Here is a 20,322-nt window from a genome sequence, read left to right on the forward strand (position 1 = left end):
GGGGCATGGGGCCGGGACTCGGGGGTCACGCCGTCGCGGCTTGGGCCAGCGGCGTGCTCACAGGCTCGAAGAAGCCGTCGAGATACATCGCCCGCGCGCGGCTGCGGCTGAGCTTGCCCGAGGTGGTCTGGGGCAGGCTGTGCGGCGGCACCAGCACGATGCGGGACAGGATGCCGTGCCGGCTGCGGAAGACCTGGGCGATTTCATCGGCCAGCGCGCCGCGGGCGCTCGGGTCGGGGCTGCGGCACTGCACCAGCGTCACCACCTCTTCCTCCACACCGCTGTCGACCGAGAAGACCGCGACGTCGCCGCTGCGCAGTGCCGCGATCTCATTCTCCGCCGTCCATTCCAGGTCCTGGGGCCACAGGTTGCGGCCATTGACGATGATCAGGTCCTTGGCCCGGCCGGTGATGACGATCTGGTCGTCCAGCAGGTATCCCAGGTCGCCGGTATCCAGCCAGCCCGCCGAGTCCATGACGCGGGCGGTTTCCTCCGGCGCGCCGTAATAGCCGGTCATCAGGCTGGGGCCGCGCACGAAGATGCGGCCGATGCTGCGCGGCGGCTGGGGCTTGCCGGCGGCGTTGCGCACCTCAAGCTCATGTTCCGGCAGGATGTGTCCGCACAGGACGAAGGCGCGGGCGCGGTCGCCCTCCCGCTGCGGCGGCACGGCGCGGTGCTCGTTTTCCAGGATGACGCTGTCGACCACGTCCAGCCGCACGCCATGGCCCTTGGACGTGAAGTTCAGGGCCAGGGTCGCCTCCGCCATGCCGTAGCTGGGGACGAAGGCGTTGCCGCTGAAGCCGTTGGCGGCGAAGCGCTTGGTGAAATTGGCCAGGACGTTGGGGCGGATCATGTCGCCGCCGATGCCGGCGCTGCGCCAGGTCGACAGGTCGATGCCGGTGGTCGACAACGTCTCCGCGCGGCGGGCGCACAACTCATACCCGAAGGACGGGCTGTAGGAGATGGTGCCCTTGTTGCGGCTGATGAGATCCAGCCAGATCAGGGGCCTACGGGCGAAATCCCGGGTGGGCAGGGTGTCCACCGACATCTGGCAGGCCAGGGGGATCAGCAGGAAACCCACCAGCCCCATGTCATGGTAGAACGGCAGCCAGGACACACAACGGTCGCCGTCGGTGATCACCAGGCCGCTGCGTCCGACATGGGCGGCGTTGCTGAGGAAGGCGCGGTGCGTGACCGCGATGCCCATGGGGAAGCGTGTGCTGCCGGACGAGAATTGCAGATAGCTGGTGCCGTCCAGCGACTGCTGCGGCAGGTCGCCGGTGATGGGCGCCACCGTCGCCAGAAAGTCCAGGGTGCCCGACATCTTCAGGTCCAGGCCCTGCACCGCCTGCGACAGCCAATCCTCCAGCATGGCCGGCCCGAAGGCGGCCGTGGCGCCGCAGCTTTGCAGCATGCGGCGGATGTGGGCGATGTAGGCGTCCTTGCCGCCGAAAGCGGCGGGCAGGGGCAAGGGGGCCGGCACCAGCCCGGCATACTGGCAGGCGAAAAAGGCGCGGACGAAGTCGCCGTCGCTTTCGGCGATCAGGCCGACGCGCTCACCCGGTTCCAGTCCGGAGGCCAGCAGACGGCGGGCGAGGTCGATCGCCTGGTCCCGCAGATCGTGATAGGAAAGCGCCTCGGTAAGGACGCCCTTCCCGGAATAAAAATTAAAGCCCGTCGGGCCCTGGGCGGCATAGTCCAGCGCGTCGGCGATGGACGTGAAGTCCGCATAGCGCGTGGGAAGTCCCGGATGGTGGGAGGGCGTAGGAGACAGCATAATTCGGAAACCCTAACAATCCAGCGCTTTAACCGGAAGGATATAGACAGCTATGCAAATTGATTGCCGAAAGGCAATATGTGACGACGTTGTGGCAGTGTCCCGGAAAGCAGCGCTTGTGCCGCACCCTTGTGCCGTTTAGGTGTTGGGGCCGTGGGTTTGCAGTGATATGGCACACTGTATCCCAAAGAATTTGATGCGTTATCCTCACCTCAGCGATCTGAGCCGGCATTAGTGCGGTTGGCGAATTGCAACTGAAGCGCGATGGGGCGTTGGACGTAATATTCCTACAATTAGCAACTCACAGGTTACGTCATGCAGAAGGGCAAAATCCGTATCGCCATCGCGGGGATCGGCAACTGTGCGAGCGCGTTGATCCAGGGCATCCACTACTACACGGCGGAACGATGCCGTGAGGGTGTGGTTGGCCTGATGCACCGTGAGATCGGCGGCTTCCTGCCGTGCGATATCGAGGTCGTGGCCGCGTTCGACGTTGATGCCCGCAAGGTCGGCACGGATGTGCACCGCGCCATCTTCGCCAAGCCGAACTGCACCAAGATCTTCCAGGCCGAGGTCCCCGACAGCGGCGTGACGGTGAAGATGGGCCAGGTGCTGGATGGCATTTCCGAGCACATGGCCGACTATGCCGATGACCGGACCTTCATCCGCGCCGACGCGGTGGAACTGACCCAGGCGGAAATCGTCGCGGAACTGAAGCGCAGCGGCGCCGAGGTACTGCTGAACTACATGCCGGTGGGTTCGGAACAGGCCGCGCGCTTCTACGCCGAATGCGCGCTGGAGGCCGGTGTCGCCTTCATCAACAACATGCCGGTGTTCATCGCCAGCAATAAGGCCTTCGCCGACCGCTTCAAGGCGAAGAACCTGCCCATCGTCGGCGACGACATCAAGTCCCAGGTGGGCGCCACCATCACCCACCGCGTGCTGACCGACCTGTTCGCCAAGCGCGGCGTGAAGCTGCTGCGGACCTACCAGCTGAACACCGGCGGCAACACCGACTTCCTGAACATGAAGAACCAGAGCCGCCTGGTTTCCAAGAAGACCTCGAAGACCGAGGCGGTGCAGGCCGTGGCGCACAAGCGCCTTGAGGATGAGAACATCCACGTCGGCCCCAGCGACTATGTTCCGTGGCAGAACGACAACAAGCTGTGCTTCATCCGCATGGAAGGCCACCTGTTCGGTGACGTCCCCATGGACATCGAGCTGCGCCTGTCGGTCGAGGACTCGCCCAATTCCGCCGGCGTGGTCATCGACATGATCCGCTGCTGCAAGCTGGCGCTGGACAACGGCATCGGCGGCATCCTGGAAGGCCCCAGCGCCTACTTCTGCAAGCATCCGCCGGTGCAGTACACCGACGACGATGCCTACCAGATGACCGAGACCTTCATCCGTGGCAACACGGTGAAGCTCGCCGTCGCTAAATGAAGTGCCTGATCGTCGCGGCCGGGCAGGGTACCCGGCTGCGGGAGCGGGGGGCGTCAAAGCCCCTCATTCCGATCAAGGGCAGCCCGCTGATCGAACGCGTGATCACGCAGGCCCACAGCGCCGGTATCAATGAGTTCGTGGTGGTCAGCGGCTATCGCGGCGCGGACCTGCGGGCGGCGCTGGACGAATTGGCGGCGCGCATCGGTGTGGCCGTCACCCACGTCATCAATGATGAATGGGAACGGGCCAATGGCGTTTCCGTCCACAAGGCCAAGGCCGTGCTGACGGAACCCTTCCTGCTGACGATGTGCGACCACCTGGTCGATCCCGGCATCTTCCAGGCCCTGATGGCCCTGCAGCCGGAACCGGGCACGGTCACCCTGGCGGTGGATTTCAACCTCGACCGCCCGCTGAACGATCCGGAGGACGTCACCCGCGTGAAGTGCGTGGACGGCCGGATCGAGCATATCGGCAAGGTGATCCGCGACTTCAACGCCTTCGACACCGGCGTCTTCCTGTGCACGCCCGGCATGTTCGCGGCGCTGGAGGAGGGGCAGTCCAAGGGCGACGACAGCATCTCGGGCGCCATGAACGTCCTGGCGGGCTGGAAGAAGGCCCACGTCCTGGACATCGGTGAGAAGATCTGGATCGACGTGGATGATCCCGCCGCCTTCGATAAGGCGGAAAAGCTTCTGGACGCCGGGCAGCTTTGATACGTGCGGCATTTGATCGTGATCCGCTCAAATGCCGCCCCTCAATCGCCGGGCGCGACCATCCGGTCGCTTGGCTTCCTCGCTTTCCAGTCCGCCATGCTCCCCGGAAAGCTCCGGCGGCCCCGGTCGGGGCCTATTAAGGATGCGTGGGAAAGCCCGCGCCAAGCTTCCGGCTGATCAGAATCATGGCGCCGGCAATGGGTTCCGGTTAAACCGGGCCGGCGCCATTTCTCTCAAACCCGGGCACCCATGCACATCACCGAACCGGTCAAGCGGACCTCCGAAATCGAGGAGGTCACAAACCTGTATGTCATCCATCCCATCTCAAGCTGGCTGACGCCCCGGTTCGCCCGCCTGGGCATACACCCCAACGCGGTGTCCCTGGCCGGCATGGCCTTCGGCATCACCGCCGGCATCGCCTATTCGCACTACCAGAACCTGGGCTGCACCCTGGCGGCCTTCGTCCTGATGGTCGCCTGGCACGTCATGGACGGTGCCGATGGGCAACTGGCGCGCCTGACCAATGCCCAGTCCGAGACCGGCAAGATCCTGGACGGCATCTGCGACTACGTCACCTTCATCGCCGTCTATGTCGGCCTGGCCATCACGCTGACGGCGGAACAGGGCGCCTGGGTGTGGATTGTCATCGTGGCAAGCGGCGTCGCCCACGCGGTCCAGTCCGCCGCCTATGAGATGCAGCGCCAGTGCTACAATTTCTGGGGCTGGGGCCGCAAGTCGGCCGAACTGGCCAAGCTGGACGCCCCGGCGGCGCACCGGCCCGGCATCCTGGGCGGCCTCTACCGCCTGTACCTGCGCCTGCAGTACCTGACCACCGGCGTCACCGTCGGCTTCCATGACGAACTGGCGCGGGCCCTGGCCGCGGACGCCGCGCGCGCACCCCGCATCCGGGAGGCCTACCGCGCCGTCTTCGCCCCGTCGGTGCGGCGCTGGTCCATCCTGTCGGCCAACTACCGCACGCTGGGCATCTTCATCGCCGCCGCGGCCGGCCGGCCGCTGCTGTACTTCTGGTTCGAGCTGATCGGCTTCAGCCTGATCCTGGCCGTGCTGCTGTCGCGCCAGGCGGCGCGCAGCGCCCGCTTCCTCAGGGACTTGGAACGGGTGGCGTAGCGGGCACCGGGCGCACCCGGTGCTCGCGCTGATACAGGTAGGCCGCCAGCCCGATGAGGATGAACGACGGCCCCAAGGCCGTCACCGCCGGGTTCAGGTTCAGCAGCAGGTCCAGGCGGTTGGAGATTTGCTGTGTCAGGGAAAAGACGATGCCGATGACGGCGCCGATGGTGATCTGCTGTCCGGTGTTCTGGGAGCGCGGCGGCCCGAACACGAAGGGCGCGGCGATCAGCGCCATGGCCAGCATGGTCAGCGGCAGGCCCAGCTTTGCCCACAATTCCTGCACATAGCGCACGGCGTACTGGCCCTGCCGGCTCATCTCGCGGACATAGCGGAAGAGGTCGGTGGGCGACATGTTCTCCGGCGCCGGCATCAGGTCCTGGACGCGCTTGCCCGGCAGGAAGGAGGCCCAGGACAGGGTGTCCAGGTGCTCGGTCTGGAAACGCTGGGCGACGATGGTCTTGCGGGTGACATCGCGTAGCTGCCAGGGACCGTCGGCCTGGATTTCCGCGCGGTCGGCATGGATGAAGGTCTCCAGCCGTCCGTCCGCGGAAAAGCCATAGACGTTGACGCCGCGCAGGACGTTCTTGCTCTCGATCGAGCGCACGTTGAGGTACTGCCGGGCGCCCCCGGCCCAGAAGCTGTCACCGCTGTCGGCCAGGGGCGAGTCGGCCAATGCCGCGGCCCGTGAGGTCAGCGCCAGGTGCTGCGCCGGCGGGATGATGAACTGCGCGATCACGAACAGCACCAGCAGGACCGGCGGCAGGATCTTCAGCACCGATCCGATGATGCGCATCTCGGATTGGCACAGGGCCCGCATGGCGGTCACTTCGGAATCCTTGGCCAGGCCGCCCAGGGACAGCAGGGTCCCGATCAGCATGGCTACCGGCGCCACCTGCAGGACACGCGCCGGGATGGTCAGCGCCACGTAGGCCACGGCGTTGATGACGCGGTACTGCCCCTCGCCCACGGATTTCAGCTGCTCCACGAACTCAAGCAGGCTGAACAGGGCCGCCAGGCCGGCGGTGACCATCAGGAAGGCCTTGAGGGCGGCGCCGCCGATGTAACGGTCAAACTGCGTCATGTGGATCATACCGTACGTTCGCGCTCCGGCGCTTCCATGCGCCCGAACAGGCGCTTGGCCAGCGTCCGGACGCGGAACTCGACGTTCCACAGGGGCCAGTAGATGGCGGTGATCAGCAGCATGGCCAGCAAGGCCGGCGCCCACCAGATGCCGGGGGTGGCGCCGATGGTGCCGTGCTGCACCCAGGTGCGGGCCGACGTGCACAGCAGGTAATAGCCGGAATAGACCAGGATGGCGGTGCCGAAATTGGCGTACTTGCCGCCCTGCCGGGGGCGGACGCGGCTGAGCGGCACGCCCAGCATGCCCAGCAGCAGGGTGGACAGCGGGGTGGACAGGCGCCACTGGAACTCCGCGATGTCGTCCGCGTGGTCGGATGCGGCCAGCAGGGCGCTGCTGATGCCCGTGGCGCTGTACTCCTGCGGGGTGATGTTGCGGTTGCTGGGGTCCAGGGTGATGTTCTTCACATCCATCATCCGGTCCGCCACCTCATTATCCCGTCCCAGGAAATAGACGTGGGCATCATCCAGGCGCACGTTCGACCCGCCGTCCGGCTTCTGCGGCAGGGCGCGGGCGGTGCGGGCCAGGATGATGTCGGTGCGCTTGGGATGCTGAAGCTGGATGAAGACGTCCTGCGCCGGCCCGCCCAGTCCCTGGCGGTTGGGGAAGAAGATCACCCGATTGCCGTGCTGGCTTATGTAGAAGGTACCGGATTCCATGGCATCGACGTTCATCGACAGTTGCGCCCGGCGGGAAATATCGTGCGACTTTTCGTAAGCCCACGGCCGGATGAACAGCGACACCAGCAGCACCACCGTGGCCAGCGCCGCGGACAGCAGGAAGACGCTGCGCAGCACGATGGCGGGGGAGATGTTCAGCGCGTACATGGCGGTGAACTCGGAATCGCCATACAGCTTGCCGAAGGACATCACCACCGAGATGTAAAGCGAGATCGGCACCAGGACTTCCAGCGCGATCAGCAGCTTAAGGCCGATCAGCTCGGCGATTGCGCCGGTGGGCAGCAGGCCGTTGACGGCGTCGGACAGCAGGCTGGCGGTACTGTAACCGGCGAAAAGGGCGACCAGGATGCCCAGCACGGCCGCCAGCGGCTTCGCGATTTCGCGGATCAGGTAGCGTTCGATGATCACGATTGCATATCGTCCCGTACGATGCCTGTTTCGGGGCCTGTTTTGGGGGGCCGTCTTCGGGCGGCTAAGCTAACCGGTGTAGGCCGAACTTACTCCCACGGTATTGTGGCAGCAGACGCCCACCCAAGGCATATGGCACCTTGCATTAATGTCTATGACAGTGTGACATAACGCCTTTATAAAGGCTTACGAGGTACCGGCCTTGGCGAACGCGCCAGAGGGTGTTTGGCAGCACCAACACGACGATATGGCTAATATATTCGCATGGATAACTCAATAGAGCAGATTCGGGCGTTGGTATTGGATGCACTCAAGGCATCTTTACAGAACCCCATCGAACTCTCCGACGATACCAACATCACCGAAGGGCTTGGCTTAGACTCCGTCGCGGTCATGGATTTCGTGATGGAAATCGAGGATGCCCTTGATATCTCCATTCCGCTTGACCGGATCGCCGAAGTGAAGACCATTGGTGACCTGATCACGACAGCGCACGACTTGAAGGGCAAGTCCTGACAGATGGCTCTATTTGACAAGTATGCACCGTTATTGGCCCAGTACGAGAGTCTGGAGGCCGCCGGGCACAATCCCTTCAACGTCACGTTCGACAACGTTGTCTCGCCGACCGAGGCGATGATCGGCAATCGACGTATTCTGCTGCTGGGCACCAACAATTACCTTGGCCTGACCTATGACCCGGCGGTGATCGCTGAGTCGGTGAAGGCTATGGAAAGGTTGGGTGCCGGCACCACCGGGTCAAGGGTGGCCAATGGCAGCTATGGCGGCCATCGGCAGCTGGAGCGGTCGCTGGCCGACTTCTACGGCCGCAAGCACGGCATGGTGTTCTCGACGGGGTACCAGGCCAACCTGGGCATCCTGTCGGCCCTGGCCGGCAAGGATGACCACCTGATCCTGGATGCCGACAGCCACGCCAGCATCTATGACGGCTCGCGCCTGGGCCATGCCCAGGTCACGCGCTTCCGCCACAACGACCCCGACGACCTGGACAACCGCCTGCGGCGCCTGGCCGACGTGCCCGGCGACAAGGTCATCGTCGTCGAGGGCATCTATTCCATGCTGGGCGACACCGCGCCGTTGCGTGAGTTCGTCGAGGTGAAGCGCAAGTGGGGCGCCTACCTGGTGGTGGACGAGGCGCACTCCCTGGGTGTCCTGGGCCGCACCGGCCGCGGCCTGGCCGAGGCCGCCGGGGTGGAGGATGAGGTCGACTTCATCGTCGGCACCTTCTCCAAAAGCCTGGGCGGCATCGGCGGCTTCTGCGTCAGCGACATGGACGGTTTCGACATCCTGCGCGTGGCCAGCCGGCCCTACATGTTCACCGCCTCGCTGCCGCCCGCCGTCGTGGCGGCGGTGACCGAGGCGCTGAACCAGTTGCGCCACCGGCCGGCCCTGCGCCAGCAGCTGCTGGACAACGCCCGCCGCTTCCACGGCGGCCTGGTCGATTTGGGCTTCACCGTGGGGCCCGAGGCCAGCCCGGTGGTGTCGGCCATCATGCCCGACCCGAAGACGGCCTTCACGTTCTGGAGCCGCCTGCTGGACGCCGGCCTGTACGCCAACGTCAGCCTGCCGCCGGCCACGCCCAAGGGCCTGGCCCTGCTGCGGTCCAGCGTCAGCGCCGCCCACAGCCGCAGCCAGATCGACCTTGCCCTGTCGCTGTTCGCGGAGACGGGCCGGGCCATGGGCCTCATCCCGGCGGAGGCGGTCGCCCCCCCCGAGATGCGCGTGGCGGCTCAGTAATACTTCATCTGCACCGAAACCGGATTGTCGCCGGCCTGGACGGGGATACGCACCTTGTCCAGGCCCGGGGGCCCGAGATAGAGCGTCGGGTTGTTGGAGAAGCCGTACCCTTCCGACGGGATGCCCAGCATCGTCGTGTCGAAATGCCCGTTGCTGTTCTCATCATGGAACAGGGCCACGGCGTAATGGTCGGCCAGGGGCAGGGCGATGCAGGTCTCGGTCACCGGCAGGGCGACGGGGATGATCTGGCGGGCGACCTTGTAGGCGCCGTCCAGGAAATGGGCGGAATCGTCGGGATAGACAGTGATGGTGACGTTGCCCTTGTCCGACCGCATGCCGCTGACGCTGATCTTCAGCCGGACCTGGTCCGGGTTGGCGGCATCGCACGCGGGACCGGGCATCGCCACCGCCTTCTCGGCCAACGCCACAGTTGGCGCCGACAGCAGTGCCATGAGGGCGCCCGCCGCCGCCACACTCCGATAAAATCCAACTCGCATTGCCCAGTATCCTTTTCCGGCAACCACCTTCCCACCATCTATCGTCTCCGTCGCGGGGACTTCAAGTGCGGCAAAGGGACCCTTCGTGCGTGAGGTCGTCATCTTCCGGAACAACCTGTTCCGGATTTCCGAAACCTTCATCACCGAACAGGCGCAGCGGCTGCGGCGGCACACGCCCCTGTACCTGGGGCGCCTGCGCTACGGCCCGGCGCCCGAGGGCGCCGATTCCCTGGCCTTGCGCGATCTGTGGCCGCACTGGCCCTGGCCGCCCATCGGCTGGCAACTGCTGAGCCGCGACCCCGCCCCCTATCTGCGCCTGCTGCGCGGCCGGCACCCCGCCCTGATGCACGCCCATTTCGGCATCGACGGCGTTTACGCCCTGCCGGTGGCGCGGGCGCTGGGCGTGCCGCTGGTCACCACCTTCCACGGCTTTGACGCCACCCTGTCCACCGCCGCCCTGATGCGCTCGCCCGCCTGGATGAACTATCCCCTGTTCCGGGGTCGCCTGGCGCGGCAGGGGGCGTTGTTCCTCTGCGTCTCCAACTTCATCCGCGACCAGGTGCTGGCCATGGGTTTCCCGGCCGAACGCACCCGCGTGCACTACATCGGCGTCGACAGCCGCGCGGTGCGGGTCCGCCCGGTGGGGGAGGAGACGCCGACCATCCTGCACGTCGCCCGCCAGGTGGAGGGCAAGGGCGCGGAGTATCTGATCCGGGCCTTCGCGCGGATCGCGGACCGGCATCCCACGGTGCAACTGCACCTCATCGGCGACGGCCCCCTGCGCACGGCACTGCAGGCGTTGGCGGGATCGCTGGGACTGGCGGAGCGCATCCGCTTCCTGGGCGCGCTGCCGCATGGCGAGGTGCTGGCCCACATGCGGCGGGCGGCCATGCTGGTCCTGCCCAGCGTGCGCGCCGCCAACGGCTGGGTCGAGGGCCTGGGCATGGTGATGCTGGAGGCGGCGGCCACCGGCGTGCCGGTGATCGCGTCGCGCATCGGCGGCATCCCCGAGGTCATCGTCGAGGGCCAAACCGGCCTGCTGGCGCCGGAGCGGGCGCCGGAGGCGCTGGCCCGCTGCATGGCAACCCTGCTGGACGATGGTGACCTGCGTCACCGCATGGGCGCGCAGGCGCGGGCCCATATCGACGCGCACTTCGACATTCACCGCCAGACGGCGCTGCTGGAGGATTTGTATGACGAGGCGCTTGGCCATGCGCGGTGACGGTTGGGTCCGAAATCGCATTTATGTCTTCTTCGGAACGCGTTCCTGCTTTAGGGATGTCCCATGACTTCGACGATCGACACCGACACCGCCCAGCTTGAGGCCCTTCCGTCCGACGGCCTTCCGGCCGGTACGCCCGAAGGCCGGCCGGGCCGCCTGGAAAACCTGGCGGCCGGCCTGCGTTTCGCCGCCCGCGCCATCGGGCAGCGCTATACGCCGCTGCTGGCCCAGGTGGTGGTGACGCGCCGCTGCAACCTGGCCTGCGGTTATTGCAACGAGTACGACGACTTCTCGCCGCCCGTGCCGCTGAAAGACCTGATCGCCCGCGTCGACCATCTGGCCAAGCTGAAGACCGCGTCCATCACCTTCACCGGGGGGGAGCCGCTGCTGAACCCCCATTTGGACAAGGCGGTGCGCTACGCCCGGTCCAAGGGCATGATCGTCACCACCATCACCAACGGCTTCCGCCTGACCAAGGATTGGATCGACAGGCTGAACAACGCCGGCCTCCAGGGGATGCAGATCAGCATCGACAACCTTGAGCCCGACGACATATCGATGAAGAGCTTGAAGTCGGTCGAGGGCAAGCTGGAACTGCTGTCCAAGCACGCGCTGTTCAAGGTCAACGTCAACTCCGTCCTGGGTGTGACGGGGGAACGGACGCAGGACGTGATCACGGTGGCGGAGACGGCGGCCAAGTACGGCCTGCAGCATTCCGTGGGCGTGCTGCACGACGGCAGCGGCCTGCTGAAGCCGCTGAGCCCGGCGCAGATGCAGGCCTATGAGCGGGTCACCGAGATTTCGCCGTCCATGGTGCACAGCCTGAACTATTGGCTGTTCCAGAAGAACCTGATGAACGGCAAGGGCAACGACTGGAAGTGCCGCGCCGGCGCCCGTTACCTCTACGTCACCGAGGACGGCCGGGTGCATTGGTGCTCACAGCAGCGCGGATATCCCAACAAGCCGCTGCTGGACTACACGGTCGAGGACATCAAGCGCGAGTACCACACCGAAAAGGGCTGTGCCGCGACCTGTACCCTCAGCTGCGTGCACCAGATGAGTATGTTCGACCGGCGGCGCCAGGCCATCCCGGACCCGACGACGCCAGCCACCACGGTGGCTCACCCGGTGGGTGCGAAGCCGGTCAGCTGACCGGCTTCTTCTCCCGGTCGTAACGGAACAGACCGGCATAGGTGGCCGCCATCGCCACCACCACGATGGCGACGCCGACCATGGGTTGGCCGGCGCCCGGCAGCAGGCGCACGGCCCCGACCACCGCCGCCATGACGGCGACGCCGACAGCCGGCAGCACGAAGGTGCGGGCCACACCGCCGGCCTTGATGCCCCAGGTCCGCTCCAGATAACGCCCCCCCCAGATCAGCAAGGGCGGGTAGATCGCCAGCCACACGGCCGAAACGGCGATGATGCCGCTTGCCGCCGGCAACAGCACGCCCACGGCGGCGATGCCCAGGGTCAGCAGGGTCAGGGTGGTGGCCGACAGCCGTGCTGCCAGGCCCGGCCGGCCCGATGCCATCATCAGGGGCGTCAGCATTTGCGACATGGCGCGCAGCAGGGCGGCACCCGCCAGCAGCTTCAGAGGCAGGGCGGCCCCGGCATAGCTGCCGCCGTGGTCGTCGTGGATCAGGGTGGTCAGCGGATCGGCCGCCAGGATCAGCCCCACCATCAGCGGGGCGGTCAGCAGGGCCAGGCGGCGCAGCGACCAGGTCAGCGCCTGCGTCAGGCCGGCCTTGTCCCCCGACAGGCGGGCGAACACGGGCAGGGCGGTGCGGTTGATCAGGGTGCCGACCGCCATCACCGGTTCCATGGCGATGTCGAAGGCGACGCGATACAACGCCAGGGGGGCTGTGCCGTAGAACCAGCCGACCAGCAGGAAGTCGATGTTCTTGAAGATTTGCTCGAACAGATTGACGGCGGCGGCGCGCGTGCCGAAGCGGGTCAGGTGCCGGATGTCCGCCCGGTCGAAATGCAGGCCGGGGCGGAAGGGGCGCGCGACGGTGGCGCCGATCAGGGTGTAGAGGCCGCTGGCGACATAACCGATGACCAGGGCCCAGGCGCCGGCCCCCAGGGCGGCCAGGGCCAGCCGCGTCAGGGCGGCCCCCAGGGTGGAGGCTACGTTGATGATGGCGATGCGCTCATACCGCAGGTCGCGGTTCAGCAAGGCCAGCGGGATCACGGCGCCGGCGACGATGGGCTGCTTGGCCGCGATGGCGACGAAATAGGCCGCCATGCCGGACACGCCGTACAGCGCGCCGATGCCGGGGGCGGCCAACAGGGTCAGGCCGCCCATCGCCAGGGATGCGACCAGGATGAACCAGAACAGGCTGTCCAGTTCGCGCTTGGCGACGGATGGCGCCTGCAACAGCGCGTCGCCTGTCCCTAAACCGTTGAAGGCCTCCACCACCATGCCGACCGACATGACCAGGGACGCCACACCCACCTGCTGTTTGCTGAGGAAACCCAGCACCGCCAGGATGGTGGTGAAGTCGATGACCTTGGCCAGGACGGTGGCGCCGCCCAGCCAGTTGAAGCCGCGGCGCAGATGGCGCTGATGATCGGCGCTCACGGGCGTTCCGCGGTGGTGGCGGCCGGTTCCGGTCGGGGGGGCAACACCAGGGCGCCGGTGCGGACCAGATGGCCCAGCCAATGCCGGGACTGGCCCAGCCAGGTGCGGAACTGCTGCCGGCCCCAGCCACGCCGGGGCGCCGGTGCGGCGTCCAGCCGTTCCTGGATCAGGGCGTGGATGCGCTGTACCCGCGCCGCCCAGGTATAGTCGCGGCTGTCGGCCAGGGCGGCGTCCGCCAGCCGCCGGGCGTGCGCCGGATCGGTCAGCAGCGCGTCGATGCCGGCCACCAGGTCGGGGATGCTGTCGGGGGGACAGAGCCAGGCGTTCTGGTCGTGGCGCAGCACCTCCGCCACGTCCGGCGTCTGTCCGGCCAGGATGGGGCGCCCGGACGCCAGGTAGAAAAAGACCTTGAGCGGCAACACGGTCGATCCGAACTCCGCCAGCGGCAGGCGCGAGGGCGGGATCAGCAGGATGTCGGCGGCGTAGACATAGTCGGCCAGGGCGTCGGCCGTCTGATAGGGGACGATGCGCACGTTGGGCACGTCGCGCGCCATCACCTCGATGGGGCCTTCGCCATAGGAACCGACCAGGATGAACAGCACGTCGGGCCGCTGCTTCGCCGCCTCCACTGCCAGGGCCAGGCCCTTCTTGTGGTTGACGCGGCCGGTGTAGACCACCGTCTTCTGGGCGGGATCGACGCCGATGCGGCGCTTGGCCTCCTCCACCGGGATGCGGGCCTGGAAGCGCGCGGGCTCGTACCCGTTGCGCACCACCCGCACCTTGTCCTCCGGCAGTCCCAGGGCCAGGTACTTGCGCCGCGTATACTCGGAATGGCAGATCTTGACGATGAAGCGCGGGTGGCTGAGCAGGCGGTACAGCCAGAATTGCAGCGGCGGGATCTGGTCGGGCCAGGGCCGGTAATGGTCGAAGGCCACATGCTGCCCGAACCGGATGGCCATCCAGGCGACCCACAGGTTGCGGGTATAGATCAGGTCGGCCCGCCGAAACTCACGGCGGAAGGGCAGGGTCAGGCCGCACAGGAAGTGGCGCAGGGCCGCGGGCTTCAGCGGCGCATGGGCGCCGACCACGGGCATGCCGACCAGCGCCTGGGCGGCGGCGCGGCCGGCCTCGTCGGCCAGCGGGACATGCAGCCAGGATTCCTCGGTCAGCGCGGAAAGGTAGCGGGCCGTTGTAGTAAAAACCTCGGCATCGGCCTCAGTGCTGGGCAAAGGATTTTCAAAGGTGAACAATATTCGCATTGAGAACCGCGTGATTTAGATGCCCGAATGCAACCGGGCCTTCTTTCCATATAACGGCCAGCGACTCAAGAGCGCCGGGGGCTGGCGCTGGCATGCCGATTCAGGGTGGCTGGGGCGGGCGGCGCGTCACCATGGGGCACAAGGTTCGCTGACTGAATAATTATACATCAACCTTATGGTTGGCATTAGGGCCGAATTATCCAATTCGGCGATCCGTGCACGCACCGTTATACCTAATGAGGTATTGGCACCACATGGTTAACACGTGTAACTTTGGCGGCATCCAAGCCCTTGATCACGTTTGGGCCTGAAAATCCAAGATCCTGAACAAGATTTACCTTAATTGAACGTCGTACTTCCGTAACGCGAGGCCAATTCGCGCGTATCGTCCAGTCGTTATTTCGTTCAATTCCCGCAAAATCCGAAGTCTCCCCAACAATAAATAAGCTCAATCCAATGATGGGAGAGCGTAATGGTTGGTTTCCGCATGGCCACCCGGCTGCCCGCTTTGCGGGCCGTCCTGCCATTGGTGCTGTCAGCGCTTCTTGTCCATGCGGCACCTGCCCGGGCCGCCGGCAAGGACGCTATGGAGGATCGCCTGCTTGCCTGTGCCGCTTGTCATGGCGCGCAAGGGGCCGGCACCAACAGCGATTATTTCCCGCGCCTGGCGGGGAAGCCGGCCGGTTACCTGTTCAATCAGCTGGTGGCGTTCCGGGACGGGCGGCGGAAATACGCGCCCATGAACTACCTGCTTGAATTCCAGCCGGACGAATATCTCCATAAAATGGCGGAGTATTACGCGGCGCAGCGCCCGCCTCTGCCGCCGCACCCACCCACTGACGCCAGCCAGGACGTGCTGGCGCGCGGGCAATCGCTGGTCACCAGCGGCGATCCGGCCACGGGCGTTCCCGCCTGCGCCAGTTGCCACGGCGCCACCTTCACCGGCATGGAACTGGGCATCCCCGGCCTGGTCGGCCTGCGCGCCAATTACATCAGCGCGCAGCTGGGCGCCTTCCGCTACGGCACGCGCACCGCCATCGCGCCCGACTGCATGCAGGAGGTGGCCGGCCGCCTGACGGAGGCCGACGTGGCCGCGGTCGCGGCATACCTCTCCTCGCTTCCCATCCCGGCGGACCCGTCGCCGGCGAAGAAGGACGCGTACCCGACGCCGCTGGTTTGCGGCAGTGAACCGCAGGCAGGGGGGCATTGATGCGCACCGTCATTATCGCCCTGGCGATGCTGCTGGGGGCCGCCGGCGGTGCCGCCGCCGCCAGCAACGCCGACCTGGTCAAGCAGGGGGAGTACCTGGCGCGGGCGGGCGATTGCGTCGCCTGCCATACGGAGCCGGGCGGCCGGCTGTTCGGTGGCGGGCGCCCCATGCCCACGCCGTTCGGCACCCTCTATTCGTCCAACATCACGTCCGACCCGGAAACCGGCATCGGCAAATGGACCACCGACCAGTTCTACACGATGATGCATGATGGCCGCTCATCGGACGGCGGCCTGATCTATCCGGCCATGCCCTTCGGGTCCTACACCAAGGTGACGCGGGCCGACGCGGACGCCATCTTCGCCTATCTGAAATCCGTGCCGCCGGTGAAGGCGCCCAACCGCCCGCACGATTTGCGTTTCCCCTACAACAACCGGCAGCTGATCCTGGGCTGGCGCACCCTGTTCTTCCAGGCGGGGGAGTACAAGCCCGACCCGGCCAAGTCGACGGAATGGAACCGTGGCGCCTATCTGGTGCAGGGGCTGGGCCATTGTTCCATGTGCCACACCCCCATCAATGCCCTGGGCGGCAGTTCGGACAGCAAGGCGTTCGAGGGCGGGCTGATCCCCATGCAGAACTGGTACGCCCCCTCGCTTACCTCCAACAAGGAGGCGGGCTTGGGTGAGTGGAGCCTGGAGGAAATCTCCGACCTGCTGCGGACCGGCGTGTCGGCCCGGGGTGCGGTCTACGGCCCGATGGCGGAGGTGGTGTACGACAGCCTGCAATACCTGTCCGATGCCGACACCCGCGCCATGGCGGTCTATCTGAAAAGCCTGGGGCAGGGCGGGCCGCCGGACGCGACGGCGCCGGCCGTCGCCTCGGCCGAGAGCAGCCTGCTGTTCCGCCTGGGCAAGACCGTCTACGACGCGCAGTGCGCCACCTGCCATGGTGCGGACGGCAAGGGCAAGCCGCCGCATTTCCCGCCGCTGGCCAACAACCAGTCGATCGAGATGACCTCCGCCGTCAACGCCATCCGCATGGTGCTGAACGGTGGCTATCCGCCCGGCACCAAGGGCAACCCCATGCCCTACGGCATGCCGCCCTTCGCGCAGTCGCTGTCGGATGAGGATGTGGCGGCCGTCGTCACCTACATCCGCGGCGCCTGGGGCAACAAGGCGGGGCCGGTGACCGCCATCCAGGCCAACCAACTCCGCTCCGCACCGCTGGATTGAGGACGCCCATGATCAATTCGGAACAGGATATTCCCGGCGGCGCCCCCGCCCAGGATGAGGCGGTGGACCGCATCCTCCTGGGTGGCGCCAAGGGGGCGGTCGTCCTGGCGGGCATCGCCACCGCGATCGTCATCGCCATCTGGTTCGCCTTCTACCTGTTCGTGTTCGTGCCGCGCGCGACCGCGCCGTGAAAAGGGCAGCCTATCGATGACGCATCATGAACCAAGCCATGAGGGTGTGGAGCGCGCGGAGCGGATCGAGCGCCGCTGGGCGACGCTGTCCACCGCCATCGTCGCCCTGCTGGTGGTGATGGCGGCCTTCGCCGGCATCCACCAGGCGACCATGCCGCAGGCCCACGTGGAAACCGCCGACCCGCGCACCTTGCACATCGCGGGGGAATTCGTGGAAAGCAACCTGGGCAGCGCGGTGGAGCCCGACGGGTCCATCCTGGTGCGCGCCATCGGCCAGCAATATTCCTTCACCCCGGCCTGCATCCTGGTGCCGGCCGGCACGCCCATCACCATCCGCGCCACCAGCGCCGACGTGGTCCACGGTTTCCTGATCGACGGCACCAACGTCAACACCATGCTGGTGCCGGGCTACGTCTCCGTCATTTCCGCGCGGTTCGAGAACCCTGGCGACCATCACATGCCCTGCCATGAGTTCTGCGGCACCGGGCATGAGGGCATGTGGGGCCGGGTGAAGGTCATCGACAAGGCGGCGTTCCAGAAATTGGCCGCCAACCACCGGAGGCTCAGCTGTGTTGACCAGTAAGCGCCTGATCCTGGCCCATTTCTGGCTGGCCTTCGCCGGGTTCGCCGGGGCCTTGCTGCTGGGCGAATGGCAGATGTTCATCCGCAGCCCGCTGCACGCCTGGATCAGCAATCCGGAATGGTACTACCGCTCCGTCACCGCCCACGGCACGGCCATGGCCTATGTGCTGCCCACCCTGGTCGCCATGGGTTTCGGCTATTTCATCACCGAGGCGGCGTTGAAGCGCCCGCTGATCGGGCAGAAGTGGGCCTGGGCCGGCTTCGGCCTGGCGCTGGTGGGCACGGTCACGGCCGTCGTGCCGGTGGCGGCGGGCAAGGCCTCCGTCCTCTACACCTTCTACCCGCCGCTGATCGGCAGCCCGTTCTATTACATCGGCGTCGTGCTGGTGGTGGTGGGATCGTGGATCTGGGTGGCGCTGATGGCCATCAACCTTTACCGGTGGAAGAAGGACAATCCCGGCGCGCCGGTGCCGCTGGCCATGTTCGCCAACGTCGCGGGGTCTTACCTCTGGGCGTGGACGGCGGTGGGGGCGGCGATCGAACTGCTGTTCCAGATCCTGCCGGTGGCCCTGGGCCTGAAGACCACCATCGATGCCGGGCTGGCGCGGGTGTTCTTCTCCTGGACGCTGCACGCCATCGTCTATTTCTGGCTGATGCCCACCTACATCGCCTATTACACCATCGTGCCGCGGGCCATCGGCGGGCGGCTGTACAGTGACTCCATGGGCCGGCTGTCCTTCATCCTGTTCCTGGTGGTGGCCATGCCCATCGGCATCCATCACCTGTTCATGGATCCGCAGGTGGGGGCCGGCTTCAAGTTCCTGCACTCGGTCTTCACCGCCCTGGTGGCCCTGCCCACCCTGCTGACCGTGTTCACCATCTGCGCCTCGGTGGAGATCGCGGCCCGGCTGCGCGGCGGCAAGGGTGTGCTGGGCTGGATACGGGCGCTGCCCTGGCGCAACCCCATGATGCTGGCGCTGGCCTTCTCCTTCGTCATGCTGGGTTTCGGCGGCGCCGGCGGCCTGATCAACATGAGCTACCAGCTGGACAGCACCATCCACAACACGCAGTGGATCACCGGCCATTTCCACCTGATCTTCGGCGGCGCCATCGTGATCATGTATTTCGCGATCGCCTACGATGTCTGGCCGCACCTGACGGGCCGGGCGCTGGAATGCCACGGCCTGATGCGGGCGCAGCTGTGGACATGGTTCGTCGGCATGATGGTGCTGACCTTCCCCTGGCATTGGGTCGGCATCCTCAGCATGCCCCGGCGCATGGCCTATTATGATTATACCGACCCCGTGCTGGCGGCGGAGGCCATCTGGGTCGTCATGTCCACCATCGGCGGCGCCATCCTGGTGGTGTCGGGCATCCTGTTCCTGACCGTGCTGATCCGGGGGCACCGGGCGCCCGTGGCCGATCCCGGCCCCTATCGTTTCGCCGTGGCGGTGCACCAGGCGCAGCGGGTGCCGGTGGCGCTCAACAGCTATGGCCTGTGGCTCAGCCTCATGCTGGGCCTCACCCTGATCAACTATGGCTTCCCCATCATCCATCTTCTGACCACGCCCGGCACCAACGTGCCGGCCATCACCGTGGGGGCGCAGAAATGAGCGCCGAGCCCTTGTTCTCGCTGCGTAACCGGTGGTTCACCACCAGCGTCGGCGCCGTGGCCGGTATCGCGGCGGTGGCGGCGCTGGCCGGTTTCCTGTGGTTCCCGTCCCTGCCGGCGGGCGGCGGCATCGACGGGGTCTGGGGTGAGATTTGCAGTGCCGCCGGCCTCTTCCGCTCAACACCAGCCAAGGACACCGCCGTCAAGCCGGATTTCCAGGGAACGCAGGTGGTGGTCACACCCACCCTGCTGGATGGTGCGGATGCCGCCTCGGTGGGCCGGGGTGCCACCCTGGCGATGCAGTGCTCCATGTGCCACGGCGCGCGGGGGCTCAGCATGGCGGACTCCCCCAACCTGGCCGGCCAGCACCCCCTGGTGATCTACAAGCAGTTGCAGGACTTCAAGTCCGGCGCGCGGTCCAGCGCCATCATGGAACCGCTGGTCGCCAAGCTGACCGACCAGGACATGCGCGACCTAGCGGCCTTCTACGCCTATCTGCCGCGCGCCCCCTGGAACATCCCGACCGACGCGCCGCCGCCCCGCATCGTCATCAACGGCGCCCCGGTGCGCGGCATCGCCCCCTGCGGCGCCTGCCACGGCACGCTCAGCATGAAGCCGGGTGCCGCCTGGCTGGACGGCCAGGCCCACGCCTACATCCGCGCCCAGCTGGTGGCCTTCGCCGCGGGTACCCGGCATAACGACATCGGCCAGCAGATGCGCAACATCGCCCGGACGATGACGCCCGAGGAGATCGAGGCGGCTGCCGCCTATTACGCCGGGCAATAATTGTGCGCGGCCTTTGCCCGTGGCCGGTCAAAGGCCCCCTCATGCGCCGCTTGCTGCCATCCGGCCGTTTGGCTGATCCTCACTTTTCGGTCCGCTGACGCT

The 20,322-nt window shown here is 66.4% G+C and carries 19 protein-coding genes; 13 read left to right on the forward strand and 6 right to left on the reverse strand.

All coding sequences use genetic code 11. From position 1 onward, the window contains the following. Positions 1-25: 25 nt before the first annotated feature. Positions 26-1,777: a fatty acyl-AMP ligase gene (locus PW843_11275; GenBank protein MDE1147186.1), complete on the reverse strand. Its 1,752-nt coding sequence runs from the start codon at positions 1,775-1,777 to the stop codon at positions 26-28. Between the two features lie 315 nt (positions 1,778-2,092). Between PW843_11275 and PW843_11280 the strand changes: the two genes are divergently transcribed. From PW843_11280 to PW843_11290, 3 genes are all read left to right on the forward strand, one after another. Next, positions 2,093-3,220, forward strand: coding sequence for an inositol-3-phosphate synthase (locus PW843_11280; GenBank protein ID MDE1147187.1), 1,128 nt, complete (start codon positions 2,093-2,095; stop codon positions 3,218-3,220). Then, positions 3,217-3,933, forward strand: coding sequence for an NTP transferase domain-containing protein (locus PW843_11285; GenBank protein ID MDE1147188.1), 717 nt, complete (start codon positions 3,217-3,219; stop codon positions 3,931-3,933). The genes PW843_11280 and PW843_11285 overlap by 4 nt, the downstream gene beginning before the upstream one ends. A gap of 249 nt (positions 3,934-4,182) precedes the next feature. Continuing rightward, positions 4,183-5,061, forward strand: coding sequence for a CDP-alcohol phosphatidyltransferase family protein (locus PW843_11290; protein ID MDE1147189.1), 879 nt, complete (start codon positions 4,183-4,185; stop codon positions 5,059-5,061). Here the strand turns inward: PW843_11290 and lptG are convergent. Both lptG and lptF read right to left on the reverse strand, forming a co-directional pair. Further along, complete coding sequence (gene lptG / locus PW843_11295; GenBank protein ID MDE1147190.1) at positions 5,036-6,145, reverse strand: LPS export ABC transporter permease LptG; 1,110 nt, start codon at positions 6,143-6,145, stop codon at positions 5,036-5,038. The genes PW843_11290 and lptG overlap by 26 nt on opposite strands. A 5-nt stretch (positions 6,146-6,150) precedes the next feature. Next, a complete protein-coding gene (gene lptF / locus PW843_11300; protein MDE1147191.1) occupies positions 6,151-7,290 on the reverse strand; it encodes an LPS export ABC transporter permease LptF in 1,140 nt (379 codons plus the stop codon). A gap of 264 nt (positions 7,291-7,554) precedes the next feature. Here lptF and PW843_11305 point away from each other — a divergent pair, with 264 nt between their 5' ends. Beyond that, positions 7,555-7,806, forward strand: a complete 252-nt coding sequence (locus tag PW843_11305) for an acyl carrier protein (protein MDE1147192.1) — start codon at positions 7,555-7,557, stop codon at positions 7,804-7,806. A gap of 3 nt (positions 7,807-7,809) precedes the next feature. After that, positions 7,810-9,045 carry a pyridoxal phosphate-dependent aminotransferase family protein gene (locus PW843_11310; protein ID MDE1147193.1) on the forward strand — a complete coding sequence of 412 codons (1,236 nt, stop codon included), beginning with the start codon at positions 7,810-7,812 and terminating at the stop codon, positions 9,043-9,045. On the opposite strand, the gene PW843_11315 is transcribed toward PW843_11310, so the two are convergent. Continuing rightward, positions 9,039-9,497: a DUF2141 domain-containing protein gene (locus tag PW843_11315; GenBank protein ID MDE1147194.1), complete on the reverse strand. Its 459-nt coding sequence runs from the start codon at positions 9,495-9,497 to the stop codon at positions 9,039-9,041. The genes PW843_11310 and PW843_11315 overlap by 7 nt on opposite strands. 130 nt (positions 9,498-9,627) lie before the next feature. On the opposite strand from PW843_11315, the gene PW843_11320 reads away from it, so the two are divergent. Continuing rightward, positions 9,628-10,764, forward strand: a complete 1,137-nt coding sequence (locus tag PW843_11320) for a glycosyltransferase (GenBank protein ID MDE1147195.1) — start codon at positions 9,628-9,630, stop codon at positions 10,762-10,764. A gap of 63 nt (positions 10,765-10,827) precedes the next feature. After that, positions 10,828-11,916 carry a radical SAM protein gene (locus tag PW843_11325; protein ID MDE1147196.1) on the forward strand — a complete coding sequence of 363 codons (1,089 nt, stop codon included), beginning with the start codon at positions 10,828-10,830 and terminating at the stop codon, positions 11,914-11,916. Here the strand turns inward: PW843_11325 and PW843_11330 are convergent. Both PW843_11330 and PW843_11335 read right to left on the reverse strand, forming a co-directional pair. After that, positions 11,909-13,348 carry an oligosaccharide flippase family protein gene (locus PW843_11330; protein ID MDE1147197.1) on the reverse strand — a complete coding sequence of 480 codons (1,440 nt, stop codon included), beginning with the start codon at positions 13,346-13,348 and terminating at the stop codon, positions 11,909-11,911. The genes PW843_11325 and PW843_11330 overlap by 8 nt on opposite strands. Beyond that, a complete protein-coding gene (locus PW843_11335) occupies positions 13,345-14,577 on the reverse strand; it encodes a glycosyltransferase (GenBank protein MDE1147198.1) in 1,233 nt (410 codons plus the stop codon). The genes PW843_11330 and PW843_11335 overlap by 4 nt, the downstream gene beginning before the upstream one ends. 502 nt (positions 14,578-15,079) lie before the next feature. Between PW843_11335 and PW843_11340 the strand changes: the two genes are divergently transcribed. From PW843_11340 to PW843_11365, 6 genes are read left to right on the forward strand one after another with little or no spacing between them, the layout of a single operon-like run. Beyond that, a complete protein-coding gene (locus PW843_11340) occupies positions 15,080-15,817 on the forward strand; it encodes a c-type cytochrome (protein ID MDE1147199.1) in 738 nt (245 codons plus the stop codon). Next, positions 15,817-17,049, forward strand: coding sequence for a c-type cytochrome (locus tag PW843_11345; GenBank protein ID MDE1147200.1), 1,233 nt, complete (start codon positions 15,817-15,819; stop codon positions 17,047-17,049). Before PW843_11340 ends, PW843_11345 begins: the two co-directional genes overlap by 1 nt. 8 nt (positions 17,050-17,057) lie before the next feature. Then, positions 17,058-17,240, forward strand: coding sequence for a hypothetical protein (locus PW843_11350; GenBank protein MDE1147201.1), 183 nt, complete (start codon positions 17,058-17,060; stop codon positions 17,238-17,240). A 16-nt stretch (positions 17,241-17,256) separates the two neighbouring features. Next, positions 17,257-17,823, forward strand: a complete 567-nt coding sequence (locus PW843_11355) for a hypothetical protein (GenBank protein MDE1147202.1) — start codon at positions 17,257-17,259, stop codon at positions 17,821-17,823. Beyond that, positions 17,813-19,435: a b(o/a)3-type cytochrome-c oxidase subunit 1 gene (locus PW843_11360; GenBank protein MDE1147203.1), complete on the forward strand. Its 1,623-nt coding sequence runs from the start codon at positions 17,813-17,815 to the stop codon at positions 19,433-19,435. The genes PW843_11355 and PW843_11360 overlap by 11 nt, the downstream gene beginning before the upstream one ends. After that, positions 19,432-20,220, forward strand: a complete 789-nt coding sequence (locus tag PW843_11365) for a c-type cytochrome (GenBank protein MDE1147204.1) — start codon at positions 19,432-19,434, stop codon at positions 20,218-20,220. The genes PW843_11360 and PW843_11365 overlap by 4 nt, the downstream gene beginning before the upstream one ends. Positions 20,221-20,322 lie beyond the last annotated feature (102 nt).

Source organism: Azospirillaceae bacterium (genome assembly GCA_028283825.1).
Classification (GTDB): domain Bacteria; phylum Pseudomonadota; class Alphaproteobacteria; order Azospirillales; family Azospirillaceae; genus Nitrospirillum.